Here is a 12,817-nt window from a genome sequence, read left to right on the forward strand (position 1 = left end):
CACCAACATCACGATCAACGCTGCGGCCTTCAACGCCCCGCTGGGAACCACCGCCCAGGTCACCGCCACCGTGACCTGCAAGGTCGACGTGGCGGAACTGAGCATCCCCGGCCTGCCCGGCACCCGGACGATCACCGCCACCGCCAGCAGCCCCGTCGACGCCTACCGGGAGCGCCGATGATGACCGCCCGCATCCGCAGTCTCACGACGCGGCGCTCGCGTGATGAGCGCGGCTCCATCAGCGTCTGGTTCGCCACTGCAGCACTGGCGATGATCATCCTCGTCGGGATGGCGGTCGACCTCGGCGGCAAGGTCCACACCCAGCAGCAAGCCCGCAGCGCTGCCGCCCAGGCCGCCCGCACCGGTGCCCAGGAGGTTCAGGGCTCGACCGCAGTCCGCGGCGAGGACCTCCGCGTCGACCTCACCGCCGCCAAGACGGCCGCCATGGACTATCTCCGCGCCGCCGGCGTGGAGGGAACCGTCCGCGTCGTCGACGGCGACACCCTGATCGTCACCACCACCGACACATACACCAGCAAGTTCCTCGGGATCATCGGCCTGGACACGATGCAGGTCACCGGGGAGGCGTCCGCGCGGCTCATCCGCGCCGAAGGAGGCATCGAGAGATGACCACGCCCACCCATCCCACCCTGGGCCAGCGGCTCACCGGACTCGCAGCCTCGGTCGCCGTACTCGGCATCGTCCTCGGGCTGCCCGAACTATTCCTCGCGATCGGTGCCAGCCCATTCCCGGACCACGTCCCGACCCTGGACGGCATCAAGAACGCGCTCCTGGCGCCCGACGACGGCACCCTCGTCCTCGGCCTGTTCAAGGTGATCGGCTGGGTCGCGTGGGCCTTCATGGCGCTGAGCCTGGTCGTGGAGGCCATCGCACGGCTCCGCAAGGTCCAGGCGCCCCAGCTGCCGGGTCTGGGCCGGCCGCAGGCCGCAGCACGCGGCCTCATCGGCCTCGCCGCTCTGCTGTTCATCGCCGCGCCCATCGCCGCCCAGGCAGCCACGATCACCACGGCCGCCGCGGCGCCGGTGACGGTGGGACCTGTCAACGCCGGTGCCGCCGACCAGGCACCCGCCCAGCAGGACGTCAAGGTCGAGACGAAGCAGGAGCGCCAGCGCAAAACCGTCGATCACGCTGTGAAGCCGGGGGAGAGCCTGTGGTCGATCGCCGAGAACCACTTCGGCGACGGTGCCCGCTACAAGGAGCTCGTCGAACTCAACCGCGACCTCCTCGGCGCGCAGCCGAGCTTCCTCGAGCCCGGTTGGGTTCTCAAGCTGCCCGCGGTCAACGGCGGGGCACCGGCGCACGACTACACGGTGCAGTCCACCGACACCCTCAGCGAGGTCGCCCAAGAGCAGCTTGGCGACGCCGATCGCTGGCCCGAGATATACCGGGCCTCCACCGGCATCACCCAGCCCGGCGGGGCCCAGCTGACCGACCCCGACGTCATCGACGTCGGCTGGAAGCTCAACATCCCAGACGCCGAGCAGGGGGGCAGTCACGACGACACCCCGCACCAGCAGCCGCGCGACGTCGAGCCCGAGACGCCCGCGAGCCCCGAGGACCAGCGGCCCGTCGAGCCGCCGGCCGAGGAGGAGCCGCCGGTCGCCCACGAGCCTGAGGTGCCCGAGGTACCCGAGACGGCCGTGCCCGACGCGCCGCCCCAAGCCGAGGCGCCGGCGTCGCCGGCCGCCGACGTCGACCAGGTCGACGACGCTGACGACTCGATCCTCGACGCGCCGTGGGTCCTCGCCGGTCTGACCGGCGGGGGCGTCCTGCTGTCCGGGGCGCTGCTCATGACCCTGCGGTCCCGCCGCCGCGCCGGCTACCGGAACCGGACGCCCGGCCGCGCGATCGCCGCGCCGCCTTCGGAGCTCGCGCCGGTCGAGATGACCCTGAACGCCACCGGTGCCGCGGCCGCGGCGACCGTGGAGTTCGCGGACGAGGCGCTGCGCCGACTCGCGGCCGCCGTCGGCGCGCGGGGCACCACGATGCCGCCGCTCGCTGCCGTGGAGCTCGGGCACGGCAAGTTGACCCTGCACCTGAGCGCGCCGGCCGGCGTCCCGGCGCCCTGGGTGGGCAGCCCGGACCAGACCCACTGGCAGGTCAGCACGGACACCGCCGTCGACGAGCTCGGCCCCGACACCGGCAACGTCGAGCCGCCGTACCCGCTACTGGCCACCATCGGCATGAGCGACACAGGGGAGACTTGGCTGCTCAATTGCGAGGAGCTGTCCACACTCACCATTAGCGGCGACCGGATCTACGGCCGGGACTTCGCCCGCCACCTCGCCGCGCAGCTCGCCGTCAACCCATGGTCGCGCCGCGTCCAGGTCGACTGCATCGGCGTGGCTGAGGAAGCCGTCGCCATGGACGAGCGGATCAGCTACTACCCGACCGGATCAGCCGGGTCACCCGCGACCGCGGCGGCCCTCGCGGCCGCCGTCACCACGGTCGACCGGGCGAAGCGACATGACACCGACGCGTCCACGGCGCGCACCGGCAGCGTCGACGACGACACCTGGCCCGCCCGGATGCTGTTGCTCGACGCGGCGGCCGGAGACCCCGAGGACCTTAAGCAGCTGCTGCAGCTGGTCACCAACCACGTCGGGCAGTCCGCCACCTCCATCGTCGTCGCCGGCGAGCGCCCCAACACACCGGGCGCCGTCCTGCACATGACGAACACCGGCCGCGTCGTCCTCGAGCACGCCGGCCTCAACCTCATCGCCGTCGGCCTCACCAGCGACGAAGCCCGCGGCTGCGCCCTGGTCTACGCACAGAGCGAGGTCGCCGAGGACGTCCCCGTGCCGGTCGACGAGACCGTCACCGACGGCTGGGAGGCCTACACCGACCAGTCCGGGGCACTGCGCCGCGAGTACACCCTGCCGCGCAACACCCCCGCGGACACCGTCGACGAGCCGCTGTCCTCCCTCCTGGAGGGCGACGACGAGGACTACATCCGTCAGAGCGCGATCGTGCAGGAGGACCTCGAGACGCTGGCGCCGAAGGTGCCCGAGCACGTCCGAGCCGAGGTCGAGCAGAGCGACTCCACTCTCGACCAGGACATCGTCGACTGGTTCTCGGCCAACAGCGACCGTCCACGGCTCAGCCTGCTCGGTCCGGTCACCGCGCGCACCCACGGCAAGGCCCTGGCCAAGCGCAAGCCCTACTTCACCGAGCTCCTCGCGTACTTGGCCCTGCACCGCAAACACGGAGCCACCCGCGAGGAGATCGGCGAGGCATTCGGGATCACCCCCGGCAAGGTGCGCGACTACACCAACACCGTCCGCGAATGGCTGGGCACCAACCCCACAACTGGAGAGCCCCACCTGCCCCACGCCGACAAGGCCCCTGCCACCAAGCTCCGCGGCGTCAACGTCTACCAGGTCGACGACGGCCTCCTGGTCGACCTCCACCTCTACCTCCGACTGCGCAAGCGCGGGCAGGCCCGCGGCGGCGCGGAAGGCGTCGCCGACCTCTGCACCGCGCTCGAGCTGGTCGGCGAGGCGAAGCCGTTCAGCCAGCTGCGTGAAGAGGGATGGTCTTGGCTCGTCAACGAGCCCGACCGCGTCGACCTCATGGCTTCTGGCTGGATCGCCGACGTCGCCCTCATCGTCGTCACCGAGGCTCTCGCCGCAGGCGACCTGGTCAAGGCCCGCTCCGCCGCCTACGTCGCCAACCGGGCCGACCCTGACGGCGAGAGCACCCGCCTGTGCCTGGCCCACGTCATGAAGGCCGAGGGCGACCAGCTCGAGGCCGACCGGATCCTCCGCGAGGAGATCTGCAACCGGTCCGACGACGGCGACGCCCCCATGGAACTGTCGGAGCGCACGAAGACCATCATCAGTACCCACGGCTGGCTCGCGAGCTGACTCGGGAAGGGAGCACCAGCACATGACCACCTTCAACCAGGAGCTCGCCGGCCGCTACGTCGCGGCCGGCGGCGACCGCCCCGACCTCGACGCGCGACGCATCGCCAGAGCCGTCTTCGTCCGCGACACCATCCGCACCCTCTACGACGCCGACAAGCGATTCGGCATCGACCCCGTCGACAACGGCTCGCTGGCCGAGCTCGTCGACGCCGCCGAAGAACACCGCGAGCACATCGCCACCGACGTCAGCCAGCGATCAGTCATGGCGCCGCCCAACACAGGAGGAGACCCCGCATGAGGAAGCACCACTCCGCACTCGGGGGAGTGGCCCTCGCCCTCGCCCTCGCCCTCACCCTCACGGGCTGCTCGGACGACGGCACCGACCCCGAGGCCGAGGACACCCCGACCGCAACGCCCAGCTCGACCCCGACGAGCACTGCGCCGACGCCGCAGACTCCCGAGGAGAAGGCGGCAGCTCAGCTGACCGGGTACCTGAAGGTGCGCGACGACTTCTACCGAGCCGCCACGATTGACTTCAAGCGTCTGAACAAGGTCGCAACGGGCGACGAGTTCCTCCAGATTCAGGCCGCCGTCGCGGATCTGGAGCGGTACGAGATCAAGGTCACGGGCCAGTACGGCCACACCCTCGACGAACCGCGGCGCCGCACCGACTCGATGATCATCATCACCGACTGCGAGGACCGAACCGACGTAGTCGAGCGCAACAAGGACGGCAAGAGCATCAAGCACACGGACCCTAACGGGGATCCGCTGGGCAACCCCCTTCCCGTCGAGTACACCCTGGTCAAGGACAAGGGAGCGTGGAAGGTTTCCAAGTCCGACATCAAATGGGATCAGTCATGCTGAGGCGGCTCCTCGCTCTCGCGCTGACGGTCGCGGCGTCGCTGGTTGTCGTGTTGTTCACCGCGTCGAGCGCAAGTGCGGAGTGCGTCGAGGTCTACAACCCGGAGACAGGCCAGTTTGAGCTTTACTGTTCGGACGGCGGCGGCGATCCCGGAGGCGGCGGCGACAACGGCGGTGGAGGTTCGTCAACCTGCTCGTACGCGGGCAACGAGATCCCATGCACCGGACCGGACGGGTCGGTGTGGAGTAGTGCTCATGGGTGCTACGTGGGGGAGGCCTACCCGGCGGATGAGACCGAGCCACCGCCTGGTCAGACCGAGGAGGACGGCGCCTGGCACGTCTGCTACTTCCCGCCGCCGGGGTCCTCGTGGGAGCTGATGTGGATCGAGAACGGCACGGTGACGATCGACCCGGTGGTCCTTGCGAACCGAGCGATCGCCTCGATGGACCTGGATCCGATCACGATCGGCATCGTCCCCGAGTCGGGCCCCAACCGGGTCGGTCTCGTCGGTCTGCCGGTGTGGATGTGGGTGGACAGCCCGACTGGCGACACGTTCGGCCCGATCACCGCCTCAGCCAGCGAGGGCACGGTCTCGGTCAGCGCGACCGCCAGCGTCTCCAGCATCGTGTGGAATATGGGTGACGGCACCAAGGTGACCTGCGCCGGGAAGGGGACGCCGTACGCCGATCACTACGGGAAGCAGGACTCCCCGACCTGCGGGCACCGCTACGCGAAGATGTCGACCGACCAGCCCGAGGGTGCGTACCAGGTCACCGCGACGAGCCACTGGGTGGTCGAGTGGACCGGTGGCGGCCAGTCCGGAACCATCGAGTTCGACCTGGCCACCGAGCCTCTCCCGATCCGCATCGGGGAGGCCCAGGTGCTGACCCAGTGACCCTGTACTAGCAGACCGACCACCGACACAGAGCCCCGTCCTCACAGCAGGAAGGGGACCTGTGTCGTTCGCTGCCCGAGCGCGCCCGGAGGCACCGGGCCCGCCGAGCGGAGCTGCTCGTGCTGCCGCTGCTGGACATGAAAGAGCCCCAGGCGTCTCGGGTCACCTGGGGCTCGCGAGAAGTAGAGCATGGGGTGGTTCGCCTGCGCAGATGAATAGGAAATCGCGGCCCTAGGCGTTCGCCGTCGGGGTGCCAGCTGGCCCGTCACGTGACCTGGGTGCCGCCCTCCTGGCGGTCGACGAGGCGGGGACCCGGGCCAGCGCCGCGCTGACCTGGCTGCCCCGGCGAGAGGAAGCCGCGCCGTCGTGCGGTGCCGATCCAGTCCCGCACGGTCGGCTCGGGGCGCCCGAACTTCGTGGCGAGCCGACCCGTTAGCCCCGGCCCGTTGGCGGCTTCCTCGAGGTACGCGCGCGCTACGTCCTCGAGCAGCGTGTCCGGTAGGCCTGGTCGGCCGCGGCGCTTGCCTGCCGCGGAGCTCGTCGCAGTCTCCAATGCGCTGAGTTCCTCGGGCAGGAGATCCTCTACCGCGACGTCTCGCCGGCCATCGAGGCCGAGCTGGGTGACGCCCTCGCTACGCCAGTCGTCTTGGACGAGAGTCGCCTGAGCGCGAGCGACGATCTTGCCAAGAGGGATGCGGCGAAGGAGATCGCTCGTGATGAGCTGGCCCGGTTCAGCGCCGCGATCGTGGTCGGTTGCAGCGCGGTCCTCGTCGCTGCCGTCCTCGTATCGCCAGGTCAGCTTGAAGAGCTCGAGTTCCGCAACTTCCAGACCGCGGCCGCGGTTGACCAGGATCCCGTAGACCCGGACCGGGAGGTCTCGCGACGTGTAGACGAAGTCCGCCACGTAGCCGGCGCCGCGCGCGCGGCCCTTCATGTAGAGCTCGAGGCGATCCGGCGGCGGCGCGTCGCCGGGAGAGTCAAAGCCGGGATCGAAAAGAGACTGCTTGAACAGGTCGTACATCTGGCGCGTCCGCGTGAAGTCGTACGACAGGTCGCGGACCTCGAGGTGGTCGTCGGGCAAGTGAACGGTGGCGTTCTCGGTCATGGTCTCGACGGTAGGCCAGCAGGGCCGCGAACCGTACGGAAAAACCGTCCGACTTGCGCCGCCCAATTAGTCGTACGCCTGCGGCTGTCGAGGCAGACACGGAAGGGGAGGCGGGGCGCTGACGTGGCGCGCACCCTCAGGCCCTCGATCGGCGGCGCTCGTCAAACTGTGAGCGAGGCTCTCAGGGGAGAGCTCATCCCGTGTCCGTTCACCGGCAAGCGCCTGGGCGGTCGACAGGAACCGGTGTCTAGCGGTAGTCGTCCGGTGACATGAACGTGGAGATGTCGGAGCTGGGCACGCACGGTTCCGCCAGTCGGGCGGCAAGCTCCTCCTCGGTCAGCTCCCGAGAGGCCGGCGTTACGTAGTCCGGGTCGCCCCAGCCGCAGCGGATGCAGGCACCGGCGACCATTCGGTAAGAGCCACAGCTCGCGCACCGGCTCCTCGCGCCCGTTGCCGCCCGCAGGCACATGGCGGTGATCAGCGATAGGAAGTGGCTCACCACCGCGACTCCGATGTGCGCGTCGTTGGCGATCGCGTTCTTGGCGTGGGTCAGCCAGTTGACGTAGTCCCACGTCTCACGTGTGAGCTTGGTGCTGTACGAGCGCAGCTGCTTGCTGGAAGGACCCTCGGCTTGATCAGAGATCAGCAGGTTGGTCCAGCCCACGACGTCAGCCGCCTTGGGGGCGTCGCCACCTTCGGGTATGAGCGAGTCGTCGGCAACTTCGCCGGCGTAGGTGACCATTGCCTCGCGCAGTCGCACCCCGACCGCCTGGAAGTCCTCGGCCTCGCGTGCGCCGTCGAGGGACTCGACCGCCTGCTCCCACAGGCGCCACGCTCGAGGAAGTAGTCCCGCAGCCTCATCGGTGATCGGGCGCTCCTCTCGGCTGGCGATGCGAACCATGAGCCCGACGTGAAACGTGAGCGCGACGTCGCGGCTGGTGAAGTCGTCCTGCGCGTAGTAGTTGAGCGAGTTGCTGATCGCCCACCAACGACTGCCGCTGCAGTGCACGTCCCAGATGTCGTGCAGCACCGAGCCGACCCGCTCGACCGCGACCTTCTCCAAATGCATCACGGGGTCGTCGGCCATCTGGGCCGCGAAGTAGTCGAGGACCTGTTCTCGCTCGAGGTCGGACGCCTTCACCGTTGTCCTCCCCGGTCATCGCCAACCACCCCGCCAGTCTGACAGGGCCTTGAGCTGCCCATCCGGCCGCTGGTCATAAATGTCTATCAGTCCGGTGTGGAAAAGCGGCATTCGCCGGTTGAACAAATCCGCTGTATCTCGACAAGTGGGCCCCGCACCACCCCGGTCAAGAAGTTTCTGCAACTTTCGGGGGGACGCCCTCTGACCTGCGGAAACGCGCGTCCCCCTCTGCGTCCCCCCTTCAAATCGGGGGTTGTGGGGGGACGGATGCGGGGACGCCCGCTCGCGACCTTTCTGCCGTGCACAGCCACGGACGAAAGGAGCGAGTGCGATGAGTGTGGGTGACCAGCTCGGCCTCGACGACAACAGCGAACTGCTCGACCAGGCCCGCCAGAAGTGGCTGGCTTGGGTGGCCGTGGATCCACGGCTTGGAGTCGTCGAGGAGTTCGACGACCTCCGGGCCTGGCTGCCCTCGGTGGACAGCGCAGCCTCTGACGAGGTCCTCCTGGCGCTGGCCATGCTGGCGGCTCCCGATGGCGGCGACGACATCGCCGCTGCGGCCGCGCTCGCCAAGTGCCTGCTGCCTGGTGCGTGCCGGCTCGCCGGCTGGCTGAGCACCCTCCCTCCCCGTGAGGTCTTCCGCGACAGCCAGCCCGTCGCGGCAGGTTCCTGGTCAGCCGTCGAGAGGATCGACGAGCTGGTGGCCTCCCAGCTGTGGATAGAGGTTCGGACCTTCAAGTGGCGCCGGCTGCGCAAGGTCGCCGCGAACATCCTGATCAACACCCGCGTCGGCGTGCTCCGCGAGGTCGGGGACTTCTTCTACGTCTCCCGGGCCGACCGCACGTGGGCGAACACCACCCTCGTGGAGTCCTTCTCGTCCGGCGACTTGGCCGACGGCGACGCAGGAGCGTGGAGCGCCGCCGCGATGCCGACCGAACGGGTTGCCGGCGCCCTGTTCCACCGGCCCGAGATCCTCGCCGACGCCGGTCCGGAGCAGGAGGAGCCTTCGGCTACCGAGGAGCTGCTGGAGCTGTTGGCGTGGGCCTGCGAGAACCAGGTGATCAGCGCGGCCGACCGGTACCTGCTGCTGTGCCTGGTTGACGAGGCCGACCGGGTCGAGACCCGCAACCTCGCTCGCGGCTACGGCGGTCTGCTGAGCAACGAGGTGTCCAGCCGGGTCGCGCCGCGGGTCGGGGTATCCGAGGCAACCGTCCGTCGCCACGGCTCGCGCAGCATGCGCGCCCTCGCCGCGGCCGTCCCGAGGAAGTTCGGCCATGACGAATGAGCGCAACCGTGATCGCTCGCACCGCCCCACGACACATAGGCGACTGGAGGTGGTGAAGCCCATGACAAACACCCAGGGCGACGGTGAGAGCCGGACGCCGGAGCAGGTCTCCGAGCTGTTCGCGATCGCCGGCCGCGAGATCGAGGCGATCGAGCAGCTCACCGGTTGCGTCGCCCATCTGCACGAGGTCCAGGCCGCCAAGGCAGAGCTGGCAAGCCTGACCCCGGCTGAGGTCCGTGCCGCGCTTGAGTTCCGCCGCGGCGGTATCGGGGAGGCTCAGTGAGCACCCAGACCTCGAGCCGGCCGGTCGGGGTCGACGAGCTCAAGCGGGCCTGGGACGCCGTGAACGCCGGCGACTTCCGCGCCGGCGCCGGCGCTGGCAAGGGACCCCGCGGCCGCGGCACCGCCGCCGCGGGCGACTGGTCGCCAGCCGCGGGGGAGCACACCATCGCCGTGATCGGATGCGCTGGGTCGGCGGGAGCCAGCACCATCGCTCTGGCAGCCGGCCTGGCTGCCGCCGGCCCGGTCCGGGTGATCGAGTGCTGCTCGGTCACCGCCTCTGGTCTCGCTGCGGCGAGCACCGCCGAGCTCGGCCTGCACCCGACCGACTGGCGTCAGGGCAAGCGCGACCACGTCCTGCTCGAGCGGGCCAGCGAGGTCCTCGCCGGCGTCGACGAGATCCCGCTGCCGATCGACGCCCAGAACGAGACCCAGCTGACGATCCTCGACGTCGGCTGGGAAGCCGGTCAGCTGCTGGCCACCGACTGCTGGCTCGCCGAGGCCGTCCGCACCGCCGACCAGGTCGTCCTGGTCACCACCGCCACCGTCCCCGGGATGCGCCGCGCCTCGGTCGCGCTCGAGCTGCTGGCTAACCACTGGCAGCCCGAGCAGATCGCCCTCGCCGTGCGTGGGCCGCGCCGCAAGAAGTGGCCCCGGGGCCTCGAGCACGCCGGCGGCTCCGCCGTACGTCGCGCCCTGGTCGCGGACCGGTGCGTGGAGATCCCCGAGGAACGCGAGCTCGCGGTCAACGGCCTGGACTCCCGGCCCGTCCCGACCCCCCTCCTCTCGGCAGCCCGTCAGCTGCTCGAGCCCGCCCACCTGCCCACCGACACCAGCGAAAGCGCCTGATCCGCACCGGGTCAGCAAACCCAGAAAGGAAGTCCACCCATGGACGTCATGACCGCTCTCCTCCCGATGGCCGCCCAGGTCTGCCCGAAGGCGCCGCCGGGTGCCGTCGGACCCACCAACGAGATCACCAGCTACGTGCTGTGGGGCGTCATCGTCCTGTTCGGCCTCGGCATCGTGATCGCCATCGGCGCGATCATCGCCGGCCGCGTGTTCTCCCTGCCGCACGCCTCCAAGGTCGGGGTGATCTCGGTGGTGGTCGTGTTCGCCTGCGCGATCGCCTACCTGGTCCTGCCCGGCATGCTCAACGGGATCCTCGGCAAGGGCTGCATCTGATGCGGCGCGCAGCCACGAAGAAGGCCGAAGGCGCCACGGAGTGGGGCCGGCGCCGCCTGCTCGGAATCCTGGCCGCCGCCGCCGTCGTGGCTGCGCTCCTGCTCGGTGGCCTCGGCTACGCGGTCTACCTGGCCGTCGCCGGGATCGGCGAGGAAGCCAGCGCCAACACCGACGTCGCCACCGGCGAGACCGATCGCTCGACGGTGGCCCAGGGTGCCGTGCACCGCGACGAGGTGGCGGCCCAGCCGATGCTGGCCGTTCCCGAGAGCGCCGCCTTCCCGGCCGAGACCACCAGCGCCAAGGCGCCCGTCATCAAGGTCCCGGCTGGCACCGGTGTGAACGGACCGGCGTTCGTGATGACCGGGTTCCCGCACACCCCCGAGGGCGCGATCGGGCAGCTCGCGCAGATCGACCTCGCGGTGCTGCAGTCGATGAGCCTGACCACGGCGGCGGAGGTCTACAACGCCTGGGCCCTGCCCGGCGGGGTCCGCGCCGACGAGTGGTGGATCACCGCCAGCGTCCAGGCCTTCTTGACCAGCACCGGAATGGGCGAGGTCAAGGACCCCAGCTCCTCGGTCTCCCTCGAGCCGGCCGCCGCGCTCGTGAAGGGCACCGACGGGCCCGACTGGACCACCGTCTGCGTGCTGATGAAGGTCACCGCCTCCTACAAGCAGGAAGGCCAGATCGCCTTCGCCCACTGCGAGCGCATGCAGTGGGTCGGCGGTCGCTGGATGGTCGCCCCCGGCGCCCCGCCCGCACGCGCCCCCGCGACCTGGCCCGGCACGCAGCTGGCCCACGAGGCCGGCTGGCGCACCTGGTCGACCGACGACACCACTGACCCTGACCACATCGAAGGGGACCACTGATGAAGAACCTGACGACCGGCAACGACGACTCACGGGCCACCCTGGTGCGCATCGGCATCCTGGTGGCGATCGCCTGCATGGTGGCCACCGTCGTCTGGCTCGGTGCTCGCACCCGGGCCGACGACGAGTCCGGCGGCCCCGACGCCACCGGCGGGGACAACTCGAGCCAGACGGTCGAGAACGCATCGGTCGAGCAGGTCGCACCGGACACCGCGCCGGCCGACGGCGTCGTGATCCCGACCGGCGACGACCAGGTCGACGGCTACCCGACCGGATTTCCGGCCACCGACCTGGGCGCCGTGGCGCTTCAGGTCGAGCTGGCCAAGGCACAGCTCGGGTTCGACTACGACCAGGCCGTCACCGTCGCCCGCCTCTACGCCAACCCCGAGGACAAGGCCGTCTTCGAGGAGCGCTCCCGCGCCGCAGTCGCGCTGCGCCGCCAGCAGGCCGGCGTCGCGAAGGAGGGCGACGTGCCCGCCCCCGCGTCGTACGCCGTCACCCCGGTCGCCTACACCCTCGAGCAGCTCGACACCGGCTACTACGCGGTGAACCTGCTCAGCTACGTCACCCTCACCTCCGCCGACGGCCAGGTCAAGGACAGCCTCTACGCCGGCACCCAGCTGATGCGGTGGCTCGACGGTGACTGGCGACTGGTCCAGGGCAGCGGAGCGGACATCGAGCACCTGGTCTCGGAGGGCCAGCCGCAGGCGGTGGCGCCCGGCACCCCCGAGTTCGAGAAGGCCGGCTGGATCCGGATCAACGGAGCTCCCCAGTGAACACCGTCATCACCGCCGTGCGCCGGGCAAGCCGACTCGGCATCGCCGCCCTGGCGCTCCTGGTGCTCACCACGCTCCTCGGAGCTGCCTCGACCCTCCAGCCTCCCGCCGCAGCGGCCAGCGAGCCGGCCGCCAGCACGGCGCACCTCGCTCCAGTTGCCCCGGTGGCGACCAGCGGCACTTTGCCGGCCCGCAACCTCAAGATGGGCTGCCCGGGGCCCGACGCCCTGTGCGACCTCGGCGGCGACGCCGTCGACTGCGCCAAAGACCCGATCGATTGCGGCAAGGACGCCGCCGGCGATGTGAAGGACGGTGCCGGCGACCTGCTCGACGGCGCGGGAGATCTGCTCCCCGACGGCTGCGGGATCCTCGACGCGATCTGCGGCAACATCGGCGGACTGCCCGGGCTTCCGGGCGTCCCTGGGCTGCCCGGGATCCCCGGTCTGCCGAACGTCGGTGACCTCTTCGGCGGCGGCATCCCCGGGCTGGGCGACATCCCCAACCCGTTCGAGGCCATCGGCGACGTCATCGCCAAG

General features: G+C 70.2%; 14 protein-coding genes and 1 pseudogene. 13 read left to right on the forward strand and 2 right to left on the reverse strand.

Annotated features, from left to right (window positions below):
• The 6 genes and pseudogenes from AAG827_RS20620 to AAG827_RS20645 all read left to right on the forward strand — a co-directional run.
• Window positions 1–181, forward strand: a pseudogene (locus AAG827_RS20620) (pilus assembly protein); the annotation flags it as partial.
• Window positions 181–630, forward strand: a complete 450-nt coding sequence (locus AAG827_RS20625; protein WP_041547542.1) for a pilus assembly protein TadG-related protein — start codon at window positions 181–183, stop codon at window positions 628–630. The pseudogene AAG827_RS20620 and the gene AAG827_RS20625, both read left to right, overlap by 1 nt.
• Window positions 627–3,887, forward strand: coding sequence for a LysM peptidoglycan-binding domain-containing protein (locus AAG827_RS20630; RefSeq protein WP_341928088.1), 3,261 nt, complete (start codon window positions 627–629; stop codon window positions 3,885–3,887). Before AAG827_RS20625 ends, AAG827_RS20630 begins: the two co-directional genes overlap by 4 nt.
• A gap of 22 nt (window positions 3,888–3,909) precedes the next feature.
• Entirely contained in the window at window positions 3,910–4,185 is a 276-nt protein-coding gene (locus AAG827_RS20635) for a hypothetical protein (RefSeq protein ID WP_341928089.1), read from the forward strand.
• Window positions 4,182–4,754 (forward strand): hypothetical protein, encoded by a 573-nt coding sequence (locus tag AAG827_RS20640; RefSeq protein ID WP_341928090.1) that lies wholly within the window; start codon window positions 4,182–4,184, stop codon window positions 4,752–4,754. The genes AAG827_RS20635 and AAG827_RS20640 overlap by 4 nt, the downstream gene beginning before the upstream one ends.
• Window positions 4,755–5,017: 263 nt before the next feature.
• On the forward strand, window positions 5,018–5,647 hold the full coding sequence (locus AAG827_RS20645; protein WP_341928091.1) for a hypothetical protein: 630 nt from the start codon (window positions 5,018–5,020) through the stop codon (window positions 5,645–5,647).
• A 265-nt stretch (window positions 5,648–5,912) separates the two neighbouring features.
• Here the strand turns inward: AAG827_RS20645 and AAG827_RS20650 are convergent, their stop codons facing one another.
• Together AAG827_RS20650 and AAG827_RS20655 are read right to left on the reverse strand one after the other, a co-directional pair.
• Window positions 5,913–6,752, reverse strand: a complete 840-nt coding sequence (locus tag AAG827_RS20650) for a hypothetical protein (RefSeq protein WP_341928092.1) — start codon at window positions 6,750–6,752, stop codon at window positions 5,913–5,915.
• A gap of 247 nt (window positions 6,753–6,999) precedes the next feature.
• On the reverse strand, window positions 7,000–7,839 hold the full coding sequence (locus tag AAG827_RS20655; RefSeq protein ID WP_341928093.1) for a hypothetical protein: 840 nt from the start codon (window positions 7,837–7,839) through the stop codon (window positions 7,000–7,002).
• A 385-nt stretch (window positions 7,840–8,224) separates the two neighbouring features.
• On the opposite strand from AAG827_RS20655, the gene AAG827_RS20660 reads away from it, so the two are divergent.
• The 7 genes from AAG827_RS20660 to AAG827_RS20690 form a co-directional block, all read left to right on the forward strand.
• Window positions 8,225–9,178: a hypothetical protein gene (locus AAG827_RS20660; RefSeq protein WP_341928094.1), complete on the forward strand. Its 954-nt coding sequence runs from the start codon at window positions 8,225–8,227 to the stop codon at window positions 9,176–9,178.
• Window positions 9,168–9,461, forward strand: a complete 294-nt coding sequence (locus AAG827_RS20665) for a hypothetical protein (protein WP_341928095.1) — start codon at window positions 9,168–9,170, stop codon at window positions 9,459–9,461. The genes AAG827_RS20660 and AAG827_RS20665 overlap by 11 nt, the downstream gene beginning before the upstream one ends.
• Window positions 9,458–10,306, forward strand: a complete 849-nt coding sequence (locus AAG827_RS20670) for a hypothetical protein (RefSeq protein ID WP_341928096.1) — start codon at window positions 9,458–9,460, stop codon at window positions 10,304–10,306. Before AAG827_RS20665 ends, AAG827_RS20670 begins: the two co-directional genes overlap by 4 nt.
• Window positions 10,307–10,345: 39 nt before the next feature.
• Window positions 10,346–10,639 (forward strand): hypothetical protein, encoded by a 294-nt coding sequence (locus AAG827_RS20675; RefSeq protein WP_011755687.1) that lies wholly within the window; start codon window positions 10,346–10,348, stop codon window positions 10,637–10,639.
• A complete protein-coding gene (locus tag AAG827_RS20680; RefSeq protein ID WP_341928097.1) occupies window positions 10,639–11,505 on the forward strand; it encodes a hypothetical protein in 867 nt (288 codons plus the stop codon). The genes AAG827_RS20675 and AAG827_RS20680 overlap by 1 nt, the downstream gene beginning before the upstream one ends.
• On the forward strand, window positions 11,505–12,281 hold the full coding sequence (locus AAG827_RS20685; RefSeq protein WP_341928098.1) for a hypothetical protein: 777 nt from the start codon (window positions 11,505–11,507) through the stop codon (window positions 12,279–12,281). Before AAG827_RS20680 ends, AAG827_RS20685 begins: the two co-directional genes overlap by 1 nt.
• Window positions 12,278–12,817, forward strand: a 540-nt coding sequence (locus tag AAG827_RS20690) for a hypothetical protein (RefSeq protein WP_341928099.1), incomplete at its 3' end; no start/stop codon positions are given. The genes AAG827_RS20685 and AAG827_RS20690, both read left to right, overlap by 4 nt.

Source organism: Nocardioides psychrotolerans (genome assembly GCF_943371775.1).
Lineage (GTDB): Bacteria > Actinomycetota > Actinomycetes > Propionibacteriales > Nocardioidaceae > Nocardioides > Nocardioides psychrotolerans_A.